Here is a 19,827-nt window from a genome sequence, read left to right as displayed (position 1 = left end):
ATATAAAAAGGAGCTGTTGGCACAGCTTCTTTTTGCCCTTTGCTCTGATTTACTTCAGCAGCACCAGCTTCCTGGTGGCGCTGTAGCTTCCCGCCTGCAGGCGGTAGAAGTAGACGCCGTTGGGCAGCAGGTTGTCGTTCCAGCTGATCTGGTGGTATCCGGCCGGCTGGGCGCCGATGTCGAACCGTTTGACCGTCTGGCCCACCACGTTGTAAACCGTCAGGCTGACCTTTGATTCCCTGGGCAGCTGGTATTTGAAAGTGGTCTGCCCCCTTGACGGGTTGGGATAGGCATTCTGAAGGGCATAGACCGTCGGCAAGGCGCCGTCCGGTTTTCCGGTTACGCCCAATGACCCGGTGCCCCATACTTCTGAGGCCGGTCCGATGTTGTTATGAATGTCCACCGCCGCAACTTTGTAATAGTAGACGCCATCGCTGACGCTATCTACGTATACGGTATCAACCGAGGTGCCTATCTGGTCGGAATCGTTCGGTACGAAACTGCTGCTGGTCGAGCGGTAAATTTTATAATTCATCAGGTCGCCCACGGTGTTGGCCGTCCAATTCAAGAGGACGGTGAACTGTGTTTTCGCAATGCTGCCGCTCAAGTTTATCACCTTGGCCGGCGCCAGGTTGTCCGCCGAGTAGCCCGAGTCGGGATGCGAGTCCCAGTACAGCAACGGATCGTCGGTCTGGGCCGAAACAAAGAAGTAGTGCCAGGCCATCTCTCCGGTCAGGGTGTCGCACAGGGTGGGCATGGTGTAGGAATAGGCCGTCAGGTAATGCTGCCAGGGGATGTTGGCGATCCATTCCCAGGCGTAGGTTTTGCTGTCCAGCTCGGTTAGACGGTAGGCCGGGCCAATGAAATCCAACGTGATATCCGATGCCTCCACCTGAATAGCCCCCTTGGATATCAGGCTCTTGGCCGCGTCGCCGGTCAGGCTGCGCCACAGAGAATAGAAGCTGACGGTGGTGTCCGGGTAAATATCCAAATAGGACGGGGTCCACTGCAGGTTGACATAGCCGCCCTGGTCGTTGGGGATATCCTGAGCCCCGATGATGGCCGGGGCATTGCGGCCAAAGTAACTGCCGTCGTAACGGTCCACCCGCTGGGCGTAGATATCGTAATTAGTGCCGCTGCGGTAATCATTCCAGGGTATGATGGCCCCGCCCCAGCCGTCGGAAACGATGGTGGGATAATATTGGTTCCCGGCGGCCGTGCAGAGGGCCGCGCCGTCGGCCGTCCACTGGGCCGCCCCGGCGCTGTTCACCCGCTGGGCGTAGATATCGTAATTAGTGCCGTTGCGGAAATCACTCCAGGTTATGATGGCCCCGCCCCAGCCGTCGGAAACGATGGTGGGAGAATCTTGGCTCTCGGCGGCGGTGCAGAGGGCCACGCCGTTGGCCGTCCACTGGGCCGCCCCGGCGCTGCTCACCCGCTGGGCATAGATATCATAATTAGTGCCGCTACGGTAATCGCACCAGGTTACTACGGCCCCGCCCCAGCCGTCGGAAACGATGGTGGGATCATATTGGTCCCCGGCGGCGGTGCAGAGGGCCGCGCCGTTGGCCGTCCACTGGGCCGCCCCGGCGCTGTTCACCCGCTGGGCGTAGATATCATAATTAGTGCCGTTGCGGAAATCACCCCAGGTTATTACCGCCCCACCCCAGCCGTCGGAAACGATGGTGGAAAAATATTGGCTCCCGGCGGCGGTGCAGAGGGCCACGCCGTTGGCTGTCCACTGCGGCTCGCCGGCGCTGTTCACCCGCTGGGCATAGATATCGTAATTAGTGCCGCTGCGGTAATCGCACCAGTTTATGATGGCCCCGCCCGTGCCGTCGGAAACGATGGTGGGATAATATTGGTTATCGGCGGCGGTGCAGAGGGCCACGCCGTCGGCCGTCCACTGCGGCTCGCCGGCGCTGTTCACCCGCTGGGCATAGATATCACAATTAGTGACGTTGCGGAAATCATACCAGGTTATGATGGCCCCGCCCGTGCCGTCGCTAACGATGGTGGGATAATATTGGCTCTCGGCGGCGGTGCAGAGGGCCACGCCGCCGGCCGCCCACTGCGGCTCGCCGGCGCTGTTCACCCGCTGGGCGTATATATCGTTATTGCCGTTGCGGAAATCATACCAGGTTATGATGGCCCCGCCCGTGCCGTCGCTAACGATGGTGGGGTGCTCTTGGCTCCCGGCGGCCGTGCAGACGGCCGCGCCGTCGGCCGCCCACTGGGCCAGGGCCGGAACGGCCGGCAATAAAAAAGCCCCCAGCACGGCCAGGACTGCGGATATGGTTGATCTCATCATGTTCTCTTTTATAGAAGCGTTAATACTATTTTTGGACAACGCCAAGTTTATATGTCATTGGCATTTTATCAATATCACCTTCCCTTGTCAATTAAATTAAGCAGAAAAAATTTTCAGGGTTTTAGATATTACAAAACAGGGCCGCCCTTTGGGGCGGCCCTTGGTGGATAAAAGATATTTACCTTACTATCAGCAGCTTCCTGGTGGCGCTGAAATCCCCCGCCTGCAGCCGGTAGAAGTAGACGCCGTTGGGCAAAGTATTGTCGCTCCAGCTTATCTGGTGATACCCGGCCGACTTGGTCCCCTGATCGAACTTTTTCACCATCTGCCCCGCGATGTTGTAGACATGAAGAGCAACCTTTGCCGCCCTATTCAGTTGATAGGAAATCACAACGTGCCGCGATGCCGGATTGGGAAAGGCCTTAAGCTGCAAGGACTCCGACCTGGACTCATTGGGCACCCCCGCTACTCCGGAATAGGGATCTATGCGATAAATCGGATAGACTAAAATGTTACCCGTCATAGGAGTTCCTATGCCGAGATTGTTGGTGGTGGCCGTATTTGATTCCAGCGGGATGGCGCATACAAGGTTCTCGCCCCGGATCAGAGAATCCCCGCCCCAGCCCAAGGTCCAATCTATCGAGTCAGTTGCTGCGCCGTATGGTCCGACCATCCATCCCCAGGCCGCCGGTCCGGTTGTCCAATCGCCCAGCACCCCCATGATGCCGGTCTTGTTGGGGCTCCACCGGTTTACCGCCCGGCCGGAAATCGTGGGTGTTGCCGAAAAGACGGTGTTTCCAGACGGGTCATCGATCTCTGCGAACACCCCGGTGGCCCTTGCCCGGTGGGGATCGATCACCGTCACGTCATCTCCGGTAAATCCCAGGACGTAAACCTTGCCTGTCACAGGATCAATCGCCACGTTCCTAGAACCGGTGCCGGTTCTGAGGACCGCCGTATCGCAGGTCACACCATCTATCGCATAAGTCCTGTTTGTGTTGGAGCAGGCCACATACACCAAGTTCCTGACCTGATCCACGGCGATCCCGGCCGGCCCATCCCCGACCGTCACGGTGGCTGTAGCATTATTATCTCCGTCAATCACCGTTACATTATCGGTGGTTTGGTTGGAAACATATATCTTATTGGTGGCTTGGTTCACCGCCACCCGCCAAGGGTCACCCCCGGCCGGGATCATGACCGTACTGTTGTCCACATTGATCACTGTCACGCTATCACTGCCCTTGTTCGGAACGTATGCCTTACCGGTCACCGGATTGACAGACACCTTGGTAGGGGTGTCGCCAACGTCAAGGTTAGTGACCGCATGCGTCGAACCGTCGATCACTGCCACCGTTTTGTCCCAAGATCCAACCGCATATATCTTATTGGCTGCCTGATTCACCGCCACAAAAGACGGGCGGCAACCAACGGCCACGTTGTCAATGATGCTGTTGGTGATGCCATCAAACACAGATACCATACGGCCGGAGTCACTGGAAACGTAGATCCGGTTGGTCACAGGATTGACGTCGACGGCGCCGGGCCGTTCTGGCGTGGCGATCAGGGTTATGGCATTGGTGGCGCCGTCAATCACCGTCATTGTATCATTCCAGACATGAGTGACATAAACGGTGTTAGTAAGGGGATTGACGGCAATACTGCCGGGACTATTGATGGTCGTCACATGAGCGGTGTCGCCGCTGGCTATGTCGATGACCGTAACGCTGAACCCGGAATAATTGGCGACGTAGACCCTGCCGGTGACGGGGTTGATAGCCACCTCGAACGGCATATCCGGCATGGCGATCCTGGCCGTGTCCCGGTCAAAGCCTCGGATCACCGTCAAGTCCCCGCTTCCGTTGTTGACAGCATAGATCATGTTGGTAGCAGGGTTGACCGCTACGGCGTACGGTGTGGTTCCGGCCGGCAGGCTGGATACCGTGTTATGGTCACCATCGATCATCGACAGGGTATTATTGTTGGTGCAGGCCACGTAGATCATGTTGGTGGCCGGATTGACCGCCAGGGCCCGGGGGATCCCGCTAAAAGAAAACGTGGTGGCATCGTTTGTGGCTCCATCGATCACCGCCCCGCCCCAGTCACCTGGCACCAGCACATATATCTTGTTGGTGGCCGGATTCACCGCCACAACCGAGGGGTCGTTCCCCACCGTTACCGTGGTGGTGGCATTGGTTATCCCATCGATCACCGTCACGCAAAAGTCGTTGGTGCAAGCGGTATATATTTTATTGGTCGCCGGGTTCACTGCTACGGTGTTCGGACCGCCGTCGGTGATCACCTTGATGACGCCATTCGTGGCCCCATCTATTACCGCCATCCTGTCTTCGTCGGTCACAGATACGTAGATCTTGTTGGTCACCGGGTTAATCGCCACCGCCCGGGGATGAAAGCCAACGACCACGCTGGCAGCACCGTTGTTGTTGCCGTCAATCACGGTCACTGTGCTGTCTCCGGTGTTTACCACATAGATCCTATTGGTAACCGGGTTGACCGCCACGGCTTGGGGCAATGCCCCCACCGCTATGGTTGTGTCTACTATACCGGTGGCCCCGTCGATCACGGTTACGCTATTGCCACCGGTGTTTGCCACGTAGATCATGTTGGTGACCGGATTGACCGCCAAAGCTGTGGAGGAATCACTTGTCAAGATGCTCGTTTGCTGATTCGTGGCACCGTCGATCACGGTGATATTATCGCTGCCAGCGTTTGCAACATAAATTTTATTGGTAGCCGGATTTACCGCGATGGCCATCGGTTCTGTTCCGACGGGCAGCGTAGCCGTGACCCAGTCGGCCCGGGACGGGCCGGCCAGAATAAAAAGTGCCCCCAGCGCCAACAGTACTGCGGACTTGAACGGCCTCATTGTTACCTCCGTTTTGATTGATTGTTCGGTGGTTTGGCCACGGATCAGGCGGCGATCATTTGATTTTAAGTATACTAAAGGGCTGCCACCCCTGTCAATGGAAAAAGCCCCGCCTGAAGCGGGGCTTTTTCGCTTAAACTGCCTGATCCGAGTTTACCTTACTATCAACAGTTTCCTGGTGGCGCTGAAATCCCCCGCCTGCAGGCGGTAGAAGTAGACGCCGTTGGGCAAAGTATTGTCGCTCCAGCTGATCTGGTGATACCCGGCCGGCTTGGTCCCCTGGTCGAATTTCTTGACCGCCTGGCCCACCACGTTGTAGACCGCCAGGCTGACCCTGGATTCCTTCGGCAGCTGGTACTTGAAGATGGTCTGCCCTCTGGAGGGATTGGGATAGGCATTCTGCAGGGCGAAGGCCCCGGGAATGGCCGCTGTCGGCTGTCCGGCCACTCCGGTCAGCTCCAGGGCCCGGAAGCCGTAGATGTTCGAGGCGGCGCTGTTCCCGCTGGAATCCCGGGCCACTACCCAGTAATCTATGGACACCGTGTCGTAGGCCCCCGGGACCTGGGACGGGATGGCGGCCTCGAAGGTATCGGCCGAGGTGAAGGACATCTCCAGGGTATCGGCCGTCCCGCCGTTGATCTGATACAGCAGTTTGACCTGCGACAACAGCTGGTTGTCCGTCACCACCGCCTTGATGGTATAGGGGCCGTAGGGGGCCGCGGCGTCATCGCCCAGCGAGTCCACCCAGGCTATCACCGGGGCTTCTCCCTCGATGTGCTGCAGGTCCCAGTCGGTCAGCTTGGCGTAAATGTCCAGGCCCTTGAACCGCCGGTTGTCATCCCAAGTGAATATTACCCGCTGATCGGTGCAGGTCACCCGCTTGCCGCCCCAGAAATAACGGTTGGCCAAAGCTGTTCCGTTGACCAACACATTGCCGCCGACCGCAACCCCGTCTACATATTTCTGGGCCATTATCTGGACCAGGTTGCCGTTGGGGTCGTTGCGGTAGTCCTCCCAGGCGATCACCAGATTGTGCCCGTCCGGCGACAGGGCCACGCTGGGATAATACTGATCATTCCCGCTGGCATCGTCGTTCACCAGGAAATTTCCGCCTATCGTATCGCCGTTGGCCTTGTATATCTGGGCGTAGATATCCCAATCGCTGCCGCTGCGGTAGTCGTACCATGCGATCACAAAACCGCTGTCCGCCATGTCCACGCTGCCATCGTATTGATCGTGGTCTCCGCCGTCATCGCTCACTATAAAGTTGCCGCCCAGGGTGTCGCCGCTGACCTTGTAAATCTGGGCGTAGATGTCGGCATTGCCGTTGCGATAGTCGTTCCAAGTGATCACATAACCGCTGTCGTTGGATGATATTTTGGGGGTGTACTGCTCGTTGCTCCCGTCATCCACCCTGAAATTGCCGCCGATGGTGTCCCCGTTGGCTTTATACCGCTGGGCGTAGATGTCGGCATTGCCGTTGCGATAGTCGTACCAGGTGATCATGAAGCCGCTGTCGGTGGCCGCCACGTCGGGACAGTATTCGCTGCTGCTGCCGTCGCTGACAATGAAGTTGCTCCCCACTGGTGCGCCGGCCGAGTCGAAGCGTTGGGCGTAGATCTCTCCGTTCCAGCTAAAGTCGTAGTTGTACCAGGTCACCACGAATCCGCCGCCCGGCAGAAAGGCCGCCCGAGGGTCATAACCATAACGGTGGGCCGCCGACAGGGTGTCGTTGATGATGAAGTTGACGCCCACCGGTTTGCCGTCGGCATCGTAAAGCTGGCCGTACTGGTCCACCAGGTTCCAGCTGCCGTCGTCATGCCGCAGGTCGTACCACACCGCCAGTGACCGGCCGGAGGCGTCCATGGCCACCGAGGCGTCCCACTGGTCGGCTGTCCCGGTATCCCCGCTGTTGACCATGAAATTGGGGCCCAGGGTGTCTCCGGCCGGGTCGTAGCGCTGACAGAAGATGTCGTAGTACCCGTTGGTATTGTGGCGGTCATCGTACCAGGACACCACGAAGCCGCTGTTGTTGGCCGCCACGCTGGGGCTGTAATGGTCGCAGATGCCGGCCCCGTCGTCGTTGACCAGGAAGTTGCCGCCCAGGGCCGCCCCCGAAGCGTCGTATTGCTGGGCGTAGATGTCCCAGTAGCTGCCGCTGCGGTAGTCGTACCAGGTGACCACGAAGCCGCTGTCGGAGGCCGCCACTATGGGGTCGTATTGGTCGTAGCCCCCGCCGTCGTCGCTTACCAGGAAGTTGCCCCCTAAGGTGTCGCCCGCGGCATTATAGCGCTGGGCGTAGATGTCGGCATCGCCATTGCGGTAGTCATACCAGGCAAACACGAACCCGCTGTCGCTGGCCGCCACGCTGGGGTCGTATTGATCGTCGCCCCCGCTGTCGTCGTTCACCAAAAAGTTGCCCCCCACCGCCGAGCCGGTTGCATCATAGCGCTGGGCGTAGATGTCCCAGTCGCCGCCACTGCGGTAGTCGTACCAGGTGATCACGAATCCGCTGTCGCCGGCGGAGATGTTGTAACCGCCATACTGATAATGGTCAGAGCTTCCGCCGTCGTCATTGACCAGAAAGTTGCTGCCGATGGCCGAACCGGAGGCGTCATAACGCTGGGCATAGATGTCATAATAACTGCCGCTGCGGTAATCCTCCCAGGTGATCACGAACCCGCTGTCGTTGGCCGCCAGGCTGGGATAATAGCATTCGCCGTAAAAGTCGTTGACCATAAAGTTGACGCCTATCGGCGTACCGGCCGGGCCGAACCGCTGGGCATAGATGTCGTCAAAATTGTTGCGGTAATCGGTCCAGGCCACTATGAACCCGTTGCCGCTGGCGGTGACGGCTGGATATTCGGCCCCGGCGCCGGTGAAATCGTTGATCAGGAAATCGTCCCCCGCCGGGTTGCCGGCCGCATCATAGCAGCGGCCGAATATCTGGTAGTTCCAGCTGTTGCGATAGTCGTACCACACCACCATCATCTCGCCGGAAGGCAGCAGGGCCGTCTTGGGTTCGTACTGGTAGCCGGCGTAACATCCTATGTTTTGGGTGTCGTCGTTGACCAGAAAATCGTCCTTGACCAGGCCCTTGATGCTTTCCCGGGGCATGGCCTGGCCGGCCTTGGCCGGTTTGTTCTTTAAAGATTTTGATATCTCCGGTTTCCCGGCATCGCGGCCGGCCGGCCGGCCGGGCATCTGGGGCCGGCCCGGATGCTGTTTCATCTGGGCCGGCTGCTGTTTCCGGGACTGGGGCTGTTTGTGCCGCAGGTGCGGCGGCAGGGGCTTGCCGTCTGTTCCCAGCTCCGGTTTGGCCCAGGCCAGGCCGGCCATCAGGGCCAGCGTCAGAACCAACATTACTTTCCTTGACATGAAGACTCCTTGTTTATGGTTCGGTTTATGGGTTATTTTTATCTTTCGGGGAATGATAAGGGCAGAGTTTATCAAATTTCCGGCCGTTTTACAATCAAATTAATTTTTATTTCCGCCCCCGGTGTCAAACAAAAAAACGGGGACCTACCCCGCGAAACACACGAAATTGCACGAAACATCTTTTTAGATCATTTAGTGTTTTTTAGTGGGCAGGGTCCCGGCGTATTTTCCGCCGGGCATGCATGTAGGGGCGGGTTTTAAACCCGCCCCTATGAACACGATGGACCACGGACAACCGGAAATGGGGGGTTTGATAGGCAAAGAGCCGGGCTTTTTCGCTTAAACTGCCTTGATCCGTGTTTACCTTACTATCAGCAGTTTCCTGGTGGCCGAATATTCCCCTGCCTTCAGCCGGTAGAAGTAGATGCCGTTGGGCAAAGTATTGTCGCTCCAATTGATCTGGTGATACCCGGCCGGCTTGGTTCCCTGGTCGAATTTCTTGACCGCCTGGCCCACCACGTTGTAGACCGCCAGGCTGACCTTGGATTCCTTCGGCAGCTGATAGCTGATGGTTGTCCGGCCCTTGACGGGGTTGGGCCAGTTCTGCCCCAGCCGGAAGGCCAAAGGCTTTTTACTGTCGGCCGGCCCGCCCGCCACCCCGTAGGCGGTGGAGTCGATCCGGTACACCGGATAGACCAGCCGGTTCCCGGCGAACGGCGTGCCCAGCCCCAGGTTGTTGCTGGTGGCGGCCTGCATCTCCAGCGGCAGGAAGACGGCGTAGTTCTCGCCCCACACCAGGGAGTCGCCCCAGTTGAAAGTGAAGCCGATGGAGTCCGACGAGGTGCTGTCGAAGGGGCCGGCCGCCCATTGCCAGGGCTGGGAGCAGCTTGGGACATCGTTGATAACGCCCATCATGTCGGTCCGGTTGGCAGCCCAGCGGTTGACCGCCCGGCCGTGGAGGTACGGCTGGGACAGGCCGGTGAAGTGCGATACCGCCGGGTCCATCACCGCCCGCACCCCGGTGTCGTAGGCCGGGGCCGCGTCGACCACGGTCACGCTGTTGCCGTAGTAGTTGGCCGCGTAGGCCCGGCCGGTGACCGGGTTCACCGCGATGCCGTAGGGATAATTTCCTGAAGGCACCTGGATGGTCTGGTTGGAAGGTCCGTCAATGATGGATATGGTATACCCGTTGGCGTTGCAGACATAGACCTTGTCGGCCACCGGATCGACCGCCAGGGCAAAGGGGCTGACGCCCGCGGGTACGGTGGCCGCCACCGTGAAGGTGGCCCCGTCGACCACCGAGACCGTGTTGCTGGCCCAGTTGGCCACGTAGATCCGGTCGGTGACCGGATTGACCGCCACCGCCCGGGGATTGGTGCCCACCGTCACGCTGGTCACCCCGTTGGTGGCGCCGTCGATCCGGCTGAGGGTGCCGCCGCCGTGGTTGGGGACGTAGATCATGTTGGTGGCCGGGTTGACCGCCACCGCGATCGGCCCGCTGCCGGTATAGACGTTGGTGGCGGCATGGCTGGCCCCGTCGATGATGGTCACCCAGTTATTGATGTAACAGGCCGCGTAGATCTTGTTGGTTATGGGGTTTAAAGCCAGGTCGTAGGGGCTGTCGCCGGTCCCGATCACGCCCACGGTGTCGCCGGCATTCCCGTCGATGGCGATGACGCAGTCCCCGTTGTAGCTGGTGGCGTAGATGCGGTTGGTCACCGGGTTGACCGCCACCTTCTCGATGATGTACCCGGTGGCGATGGAGCTGGTGTCGTGCGAGGGCTCCTGCACCACCGCCACGGTGCCGTTGTCCATGGCCGCGTAGATGCGGTTGGTCACCGGATTGACCGCCACCGCCTTGGGCTCGACCGCCAGCCCGATGGTGGCGGTGTCAAGGGTGGCCCCGTCGATGGCGGTGATGCTGTTGGACCCTTGGTTGGCGGTGTAGATCATGCCGGTCACGGGATTGGCCGCGATGGCGCAGGGTTCGGTTCCGGCCGGCACGGTCATGGTGCTGTCGGTCATGCCGTCCACCACGGTGATCACCGTATCCATCAGGCAGGCCACATAGACCCTGTTGGTGGCCGGGTTGACCGCCACCGCCCGCGGCCCGCGGCCCACCTCGACCGAGTCGGCGGTGCCGGCCGCCCCGTCGATCACGGTCAAACAAGTGCTGTAGCTGTAGGAACTGGTCACATAGATCCTGTTGGTGACCGGATTGATGGCCAGGGCATTGGGCTCGTTACCGGCCCCGATGGTGGCGGTGCTGTAGTCCGAACCGTCGATCACCGTGACGTTGTCGCTGGTATAGTTTACCGCATAGGCCATGTTGGTGGCCGGGTTGACCGCCACCATCAGCGGCTGGTCGCCGGCGGGGATCAGGGTAACGGCGCTGGTGGCACCGTCCACCGCCGCTATGTTGTCGCTGGAGGCGCAGGCCACGAATATCTGGTTGGTGGCCGGATTGACCGCCACCGAACGGGGATAGGCCCCCACCGCCGCGCTGGACGTGTCGAGGGTGGCCCCGTCTATGATCATCAGCTTGTTCCGGTACAGACTGGTGGCATAGACCTGGTTGGTGACCGGGTTGACCGCCAGGGCCGAGGGCACCGAGTCCACCGCCACCGAATCGGTGGCCAGGCTTCCTCCGTCTATGATGGTGATGTTGTTTCCCCAGTAGTTGGCGACATAGATCTTATTGGTGACCGGGTTGACCGCCAGGGCATAGGGATAGTTCCCCACGCCCACGGTGGTGGTGGCGTTGGTAACCCCGTCGATCACCGTGACGCTGTTGCTGTCGGCGTTGGAAACGTAAATTTTGTTGGTGGCCGGGTTCACCGCCACGGCATTGGGGGTGGCCCCCACCGCCACCAGGAAAGTATCGTTGGTGGCCCCGTCGATCACCGTCACATTGTTGCTGCCGCGGTTGACCACGTAGACCTTGTTGGTTACCGGATTGACCGCCGCTGTCCAGGGCAGGGTCCCGCTGGGGATGGTGGCCGTGGCCAGGTCGGCCCGGGCCGGGCCGGCCAGGAACAAAAAGGCCCCCAGGCCGGCCAGGACTGCGGACAAGGTTCTCTTCATATTGCTATCTCCCACAATAATATTGTAATGATATTGTTCAGGCACAATGATGATATGGTAGGAATATTCTACTATTGATCGCCCCCGGTGTCAAACAAAAAAACCCGGCACATTCCCCACGAAACACACCAAATTGCACGAAATATCTTTTTAGATCATTTAGTGTTTTTTAGTGGGCAGGGTCCTGGTACCTACGATAAACAAAAAACCCGCGTCGGATTTACCACCGGGCATACCTGTAGGGGCGGGTTTAAAACCCGCCCCTATGAACACGATGGACCACGGACAACCGGGGCGAAGGCCCTTCGCCCCTACGAATGGGCGATATCCGGTTATTTTATCAGCCCCAGGGCCACCGCCACGAACACCGGGCCGTTGAACAGGCCGTGGATGAAGATCCCGGTCAGGGTATTTTTGGTCTTATGGAACACGTAGGGAATTATCAGCAGAACCGGAAACATCATCATCAGCAGGTCCGGGCCGAAGGGCAGGTGGAAGACGGCCCATAGCAGGGAACACCACAGCCAGGCATGCCGGCCCGACAGCCGGCTCTGAATGTAACCCCGCCATAAAAGCTCCTCACCCACGATATTGAAAAAGAACATCGGCAACCAGGCCAGCAAATAAAATTTCTCCGCCCCGCGGAAGGGTTCCATCTGCATGAACCAGGGGGTGGTGGATAGCATCGGCGTCCCGAACCATTTTTGGGACAAAAAGAACCCGCCGAAGATGATCCCGGTGGCAACAAAGGACAGAATAAGCCCGGCGATGGAATATCTCCAATCCCGGGGATCGAAGGGCCTCAGGTTAAGGGCCGAAAGCAACTGCCCGGCGCCGATGTTGCCCTCGCGTTTGGCCAGGGCCAGGGCGCAGAGAAACAGGGGGATGAACAGGAAGTATCCGGTGATGAACCAGTACAGGGCCGGGTGGTGGGAAATGTATGCCTTTAGGAACGGCAGCAGGGTGAACAGCAGCAGGTAGAAATAGGCCGTGAAGGCGAGGAATATAAGCGAGGCCCTTAACGGGGTGATGGTTTGTTTGGTCATGGCGTTAAAATTTGGATTGGGGTTGGGGTAATAATATAACAACCGGCGGGCAACTGCAATGAAAATATTGGATTATCGCCGGGGTGCAGGCCGGGCAGGGCAAAGAAAAGCGCCCGGCGGGTAGCCGGGTGCTTGTTATTGCGGGTTTATCAGTAAGCCTAACTTTTAAATATTTTGGCATGGCTAATTTTAATTATATATTACTTATTTTTTGATAGGATAATTACACTCTCTCGTAAATGTGTAATATCGGCACTATATTTTGTTTTACGTTTTTTTAAATATCTTAAAACACCAATCTCTTTAAGATACCAACCTGCTTGTGTGGCAAGATCCCCAATAATTAAGTCCACTGGTACTTCGTGCCCGGCATAAGCAGAGTTAGACACTACAAACCATATTTGTGCACCTTCTGCTGCTCTTCTCTTTAGTAATATTAATATATTTAACATATCTTCAAAGTATGCCTGTATCATAATTGGTATATTTTTATCCATCAAGTTTGCTTCATTCTCATTAATATACTTCATTGTTTGTTGATACAACAATCCAAAATCATTTTGGGTCGGTTTAAACCACTTAGCTTGCACGTGTGACCGTACTGTTTCAAGTCGTAATTTATACAACTGTTTTGAATTATTAATGAACTTACCCAAAAACAGTTCCGGTCGGTAAATATCCGTATAATCAAATGTATTTAAATATGGGGGAGATGTTATGCACAACTTAAATTTATTAATTTCATTTTTCTTTTTTAAAATCACCCTACAATCGCCTTTAATTATTTCTGATTGTGCTTGAATAGGGGTATTTTTTATGTCCGTTTTAATATTTGCTAAGTTCCGTCTTAAAGTTTCAATGAACGTACTCTTATTGAATTTATTGTCTTTCCAATTTTCCCGATATCGTAAACATTTACCGTCTCTTTTTGCATTGCAATTTTGCATTGCTGCAGTAATTAATGCAAGGCGAACCAATTTGCGTGAATTATAACCGGGAATAGAATTTGATTCTAGCCAACCACCCTCAAAAGCATTTAAAACAGAATCATTAAAAAGCCACTTATCTAGCACTTTGGTTTTAGAGAAAGTTGAATACCCCAAAAGAGGAGAACGGTCTCCTTTTTCTACAGACTTAAGTAGTTTGCTTTCTGAATTACTTAACTCAGATATATCAACATTCTTAGTCTTTGTATCAGATAAAAATGAAGTAAATGGATTAACCTCAATACCAACCGAACTGTGACCCATGAGCGACGCTGTAAGTGTTGTTGTTCCACTTCCATTGAATGGGTCAATTATAAGTTCGCCTCTAACAATGTCTGTTTGTTCAATCGCTTTTTTAACAATATTTGGTGAAAACCCTTCTTTGTAATAATACCACCTATGACGCGGTAAATCTGTAGTTGCCTCATAACTTGAGTACCCACCATCTTTCAGAATATAATTTTCATTAATATTATCTTGCATATTTCAACCAGTGCAAATAGGTTCAGCAAACATCCTGATAGGTTTTTCAAAACCTACCATCGTTTCATAGTGTTTTTTATCGGGGGCAAATGTTATTTCTTGATTTTTATAATGCATTCCATCGGTACCATTTATAACCGTAGGGTTTTCAGCCACCCCCCTTCTCCTACCATCAACAATTACAAGATAGCCTTTAGTTATACAGGTAGGTGTATCTTGTTTTTCCAAGTCCAGATACACCTTTAACTGGTCTAAGCCATCATTCCCTCTGCTATTTGAATATGCTGTAGACAAACCACCCTGTTGGTTTTTTGATTGCCCCAACCATTTTACTTCTATCAATGCAGCACGATTGGCTTCTTTCCAATAAACCCGTACATCAACGGGTTTACTCGCGCCAAGATTGTATTCTCTAACTACATCAACACCTCTCAATGAAGATCCCAAATAATCCTTCAAAGATATTTGCATTTTCTCTTCTGGCTGTTGTTTAAAATATATTTGCTTGTCATCAAACCAACACTCTTTGAATCTTGAGCATGAAGAATACCGTATTTTTTCTTCTTTATACTTTAAAAGTGCTTCCGTTAAATAATGATACTGTAAAGCAAATATGCTAGCACAATCAAAGTAGTTATCTATCTCAATCTTTACGTTATTTGCGTAAAAGCATTCACCGTGGTTATGATAATAATATACTATTGCATTGGTAGATTTAATAATGCCTTCAGCGTTGACATTCTGCCACAATAAAGGCAAATTGTTCCTTTTGAAATATTGGATAATTATCGTGTCCGATTTATTGTTTATCAATAAATTTTGATCAAATAAATCTATTGCTGCTTTTCTATCTGGAATTATTGAATCATCTATAGTTGCATAAATAATTAGGTGTCCATCAAAGTGGTCTGGCTCAAGGCTTTTATATACAGATTGAATATATGCAATCAACTTGTTTGCCATACCAATAACTTCGTGATTGTTTTGGAAGGCCGCATAAATACGCAACAAGTGGTTTTCCTTACGAATTTTGTTAACTAAGTCGTCTGACATAATCTTTATACACCACTTTTATTATTTATTTCATCAATATAGTTAACCCAAGTTACAGCGGGTATCAGAAGATCCATTGCTGATACACCTACAGCTTTACTTATTTCCATAAATTTTTGATATATGTTGCTTTGGTCTAGCCAATCATCTTGTTTCATTGATTTTGCTTTAGCTATTACTGGATCATTCAACAAAGCCCTAAGTGTTTTAGAGTATGGCATTAAAATGCTTGTTACGCATGAAGCATTAAGATATTCCTCTCTATGTGAAAACGACTTCAATAATTTTAATTCATTAAATTGATCTGTGCCTCTGCTAGTAATAGAATAGAAAATACCATTAGACTCAATCCAACCGTTCTGATTGTGTCTTTCAATAGCATCATACAGTGAGTCTGAAAAAGGATAACCCAATTCACTCAATGTAAATCTGTATTGCCAATCGCTAACGGGGTTTCCTCTATATAAATAAAGTATGGACGAAAAATATGCAAACAAATGAATCTCTTCCAATTTAAAACCGTCTAGATTATTATCAAGTTTGTGTGCTAATGATAAACTATCAAAAAAGGCCTCTGGGACAATAGATTTATTCATGGCTTATTTCTTTCCGCTTAAAGCAGATTCAATATTTGCATATACCTGTTTAAACAGTGTCTCACCTTCTTTCTGTACATCTGACAAGTCTGTCCATTCTAACATACGCCTGAATTGCATTTTACTTTCACCACACTTTTCCGCAAGTGATACTAACAGTTGTGAAGCATTAATATTTGCTGTCATAAATATATTTTGATGGTATATAGTTACATATTCAGCAAACATATTCCCTACACGGCTCTCATAAGCAATATCTAATGAACCTTCCGGTGTATCAACCAACATTGTTGCACCATTTATTTTATTTGAAAGATATATGGCAAGGGACATTCGCAAAGCAATATCTAAAAAGAAACGTTGGCTTTCTGAAAGTTGAAACGATTCTGTTCTTGCTGTTTTATGAAATTCCAAAACCAATTTAATTGTTTTGTCGCTACGCTTGGGGTGTATATTTAAATCATGCCCTATGAAACTCTTTGCAAGCTTCTTGAATGTTGGTACAAAAACGGTTTCAGCTTCCTTATATGATGCCTCAACTGTCTTTAGAAGTTTTTCATACAGTGGCTTTAACTTATCCCTTTTTGTATATTCATCTTTTGCTTCTTTGGATGCCATTTCATATTGTTTTTTATACTGTTTAATGAGATTATCAATTTTTTCATTACCAGTCCCTACAAATGCCACGTTTGGGTTATCCTCCATGAAAGCTTCGTATTTAACCCTCGCTTTATTTACCTCTATTTCTGATTTATCAAGCTCATCTTTTTTTCCATCAACTTCAATAATAAGATTTTCCAATTCAGAATTTTTAGTAAATATTCGTTCATCGTTTTTTTGTATTATTTTTAAAAGTTTATTTTGCTCTTCATCACCAGCTTCGTTTATTGTTGAATTACATAAAGGACATTTAGCCTTATGTATGCTTCTTTCAATGTTATCGATTATAAATGAACCACTTGAACCACACAAGCAACACTCTTGTTTTTTTATTGATAATTGAACCTGCGTATTTTCCAATAAGCTTGAACGTGGCCTTGAATACCGAGAAAACAATTTTGTATGCTCAATTTTCAAATACATTATCTCAGAGTTAAGAACACTTTGCGCTTTCAACATAGTATCATATTCAATCTTTATGTTGTTATGCGTTTTTTCCAGCTTTAATATTTCTTTATTAAGTTTATTATACTCATTTTCAAGTTTTTCTATGTCAGCAACTTTATAGGCTTTAGTTTTTTGTGTTAGTTCTTCAATTTTCTTTTTAGCCTGTGTGGATTGCCATTTTAAATTCCGGGCGTTGGATTCATGCTTCTCCATTTTTCTAGTTAAATCCAATATTTTTTGGGCATCATCAGGATCAGAATTAAAAGCAATAGCTAATGCGTGGGAGGAAGCCCTGTCATCCCAAAATATCATCCGTCTGTTTTCATCAAAAGTCAAAACATATAGCTGGTAGAAAATAAAATAATCAAAACTGGAAAATCCAATTTCTTGTGCTAATGCTTTTTGGTAATACGTATTGAGTTCTTTTGGACTAACATTATTGTTTTTATAGTGTGATATTGTCTTTTTTCCGTTTAAACTAAAGATTTCCAAAAGACGAAGTTCGTCACGTTCAAAAAAACCCCTAATAATCCTAAAATATTTATCTTTAACTTTAAATAAGATTTCTATTTCAGAACCTTTTTCGTCTTTTTTTGCAATTCTACCTTTGAAATATCTATCAGTATAGTCATGATTGGATTTTTCAATTTCACCCGGTGAATACACCTCTTTATTGGGTTCTAACACAATTCCTGTCAAACCATAGTTTATAGAATTAAGAAAAGTAGTTTTTCCTAATCCATTGGCTCCAGCCAAACAATAAACACCTTCATTAATATTCTCGTTCACTTCGTATACCTTATCACCTTTCTTGTACAAGGTGAAATTTCTGAGAATTATCTTTTGAAGTTTTATGAAATTATATTTGCCTTGCATATTGTTAAAATACTTTCGTAAAAAATTTATGTATACAGAACTTGAAATTAATAATTTTCATATTATATATTTTACATTTAATACAATATAACTTGCTAACTATTTTATTTTACAGTCTTTCTATGATAAGTGCAACATTTATTTTAATTATTATTCATACCAATCAATTTTATTTATATCTAACAACTTAAATTATTATAAGTTAATGTAAATTAGGCACTAACGTATAATTTCTTCTCTATATAGCACCCTTTAACCCTTCAATCGGTCCCGTTCAACCACTTATCGGTCCCTTTCTACCACTCATCGGTCCCGTTCACCCCCCGATCGGTCCCGTTCTACCTCTCATCGGTCCCGTTATACCCCTTATCGGTCACGTTCGGGCAAAGAACAGTCCCGTTCAACCTCTGAACGGGACCGTTCCACTCCATAACGGGATCGTTCCGCCCGGCATAGGGACCGATCTCACCGGCAACGATCCTGTTAATACCCCCATCGGTCCCGATCTGCCTGCCGGCGGAACAGTGTTTTACCCTAGTGGCCCTGCTGTCCCCTCTAAAAAGAGGGGGTAGGGGGTGTGTCATGGCCCCCCGCTAAGCCTTCTTCACCCTCGGCCCCTTCCGGGGGTGAAAACTGCGCGGTGTGATCCCGAACTCCTGCAGTTTCTCCCCGGTCTTGCCGTAATTCCCCTCCAGGGTGCTTACCCAGCGGGCCATCTCGGTTTTGAGGGCCTTCTGGGTGTCCTGCCAGTCAATGGTGCTCTGCTGCAGGGCGGCCTTGGCCCGTTCCTGTTCCGAATTGGCGGCCTGGTAGCCGTCCAGCAGTTTCTGCAGTTCGGCGGGAATCAGCCCCCACTTGGCTATCTCGGCCTTGTTGGCCTCGCCTCCCTTTACCAGTAGTTTGGCCCCCTCGGAAAAGTCGGCGGTGGATGATGGGTACCGGCGCATGGCTCCTCCTTAATTAAGTTAAAAGTTTAAAGCGGAAAGCTTAAAGTATAAAAGCCATCCACTTTTTGCCGTCTTCTACTGACACTAGCCGGGCATTTCGGTTGGTCCGAAATGATCGGCCGGGGTATGGGGGCGATTGGCGGCTTCGGACAACTGATCAAAGGCCTGCACTGTTGAAATGAACCTTTATCAACAAACTAGTTTCGTGCAACAACAGCTCTATCGCCCCCAGGACTTCTCTTTGTTACTTTCTCTTGGTCACAAGAGAAAGTAAGGCATGGGTTCTAAACCCCGGCACTGGTGTAAATATATGAACCGGTGCATAATAAAAGTAAATTTTAAACCAAAAGCAAAAGGCGGTTAAAATTTTATCTCAATCCCTGGGCGCCGGGGGAACCTGGAGCCTGAATCTGACCGTACCGTATTCGACGTTATAGCTCGACCCGTCGTAATAATAATACTTGGAAGAATACCAGTGGGTAGAGCCGGAATCGGCGGTGAAATAATAGTAACCGGCTACGGGGTGCAGGCTATAAGAAAGACCAAAATCGCCATATACGGTATCAGCCACATTTGACCCGTAGGTGCCGCCACCGCATTGGATGGTCCAGCCTCCCAGGTCATTCCCGGTGGTGTAGCTTACCGCCTGGCCGTGGCACCATCTGGGTTCGGCATAAGCCGAAGCCGCCAATGCCAACACGATAAGGAAAGATATCCCGATCAATTTTTTCATAGGTCTCCTTTGCTGTGATTTTTGGTTGTTTATTGCCTTTTGCTTTTGGTAGGCGGTTTTATATTGGCCGGGATGGTTGTGTACAAAAGCTCGTCGGTGGTCGTACCCCGCCTGCGGCAATTTTGCAGTACCAAACCCAAGCCGATCATTTCGGCTGGACCGAAATGATCGGCCGGGACGGGGGGCAGTCGGCGGCTTCGGACATCGGATAAAATGAGCTGAGTAAAATAAAAATTAATGGTATTACTTTTTCAAACTGTTAAGCTTTAGCTGGACAGCCCCCGGAACTTCTCTTTGTTACTTTCTCTTGGTTACAAGAGAAAGTAAGGCAAGGTTCTGC

General features: G+C 51.4%; 11 protein-coding genes. All 11 read right to left on the bottom strand.

Annotated features, from left to right (window positions below):
• Window positions 1-49 precede the first annotated feature (49 nt).
• Window positions 50-2,311 (bottom strand): T9SS type A sorting domain-containing protein, encoded by a 2,262-nt coding sequence (locus tag RDU76_11845; GenBank protein MDQ7799614.1) that lies wholly within the window; start codon window positions 2,309-2,311, stop codon window positions 50-52.
• Window positions 2,312-2,489: 178 nt separating this feature from the next.
• The gene (locus RDU76_11840; protein MDQ7799613.1) at window positions 2,490-5,198 is read right to left on the bottom strand and encodes a T9SS type A sorting domain-containing protein; all 2,709 of its coding nucleotides are present in this window, start codon (window positions 5,196-5,198) and stop codon (window positions 2,490-2,492) included.
• A 153-nt stretch (window positions 5,199-5,351) separates the two neighbouring features.
• Complete coding sequence (locus RDU76_11835; GenBank protein MDQ7799612.1) at window positions 5,352-8,576, bottom strand: T9SS type A sorting domain-containing protein; 3,225 nt, start codon at window positions 8,574-8,576, stop codon at window positions 5,352-5,354.
• A gap of 360 nt (window positions 8,577-8,936) precedes the next feature.
• Entirely contained in the window at window positions 8,937-11,660 is a 2,724-nt protein-coding gene (locus RDU76_11830; GenBank protein MDQ7799611.1) for a T9SS type A sorting domain-containing protein, read from the bottom strand.
• A gap of 332 nt (window positions 11,661-11,992) precedes the next feature.
• Window positions 11,993-12,706, bottom strand: coding sequence for a type II CAAX endopeptidase family protein (locus tag RDU76_11825; protein MDQ7799610.1), 714 nt, complete (start codon window positions 12,704-12,706; stop codon window positions 11,993-11,995).
• Window positions 12,707-12,906: 200 nt separating this feature from the next.
• The gene (locus RDU76_11820; protein MDQ7799609.1) at window positions 12,907-14,175 is read right to left on the bottom strand and encodes a DNA methyltransferase; all 1,269 of its coding nucleotides are present in this window, start codon (window positions 14,173-14,175) and stop codon (window positions 12,907-12,909) included.
• Between the two features lie 3 nt (window positions 14,176-14,178).
• A complete protein-coding gene (locus tag RDU76_11815; GenBank protein ID MDQ7799608.1) occupies window positions 14,179-15,228 on the bottom strand; it encodes a hypothetical protein in 1,050 nt (349 codons plus the stop codon).
• Window positions 15,229-15,233: 5 nt separating this feature from the next.
• Window positions 15,234-15,824 (bottom strand): hypothetical protein, encoded by a 591-nt coding sequence (locus RDU76_11810; GenBank protein ID MDQ7799607.1) that lies wholly within the window; start codon window positions 15,822-15,824, stop codon window positions 15,234-15,236.
• A gap of 3 nt (window positions 15,825-15,827) precedes the next feature.
• Entirely contained in the window at window positions 15,828-17,807 is a 1,980-nt protein-coding gene (locus RDU76_11805; protein MDQ7799606.1) for an AAA family ATPase, read from the bottom strand.
• 593 nt (window positions 17,808-18,400) lie between these two features.
• Complete coding sequence (locus RDU76_11800; protein MDQ7799605.1) at window positions 18,401-18,754, bottom strand: hypothetical protein; 354 nt, start codon at window positions 18,752-18,754, stop codon at window positions 18,401-18,403.
• A gap of 373 nt (window positions 18,755-19,127) precedes the next feature.
• On the bottom strand, window positions 19,128-19,487 hold the full coding sequence (locus RDU76_11795) for a hypothetical protein (protein ID MDQ7799604.1): 360 nt from the start codon (window positions 19,485-19,487) through the stop codon (window positions 19,128-19,130).
• Window positions 19,488-19,827 lie beyond the last annotated feature (340 nt).

It is taken from the genome of Candidatus Edwardsbacteria bacterium (assembly GCA_031082425.1).
GTDB lineage: Bacteria > Edwardsbacteria > AC1 > AC1 > EtOH8 > UBA2226.
Note: the sequence above shows the minus strand (reverse complement) of the source record. Positions and strands in the feature narration are given on the sequence as shown.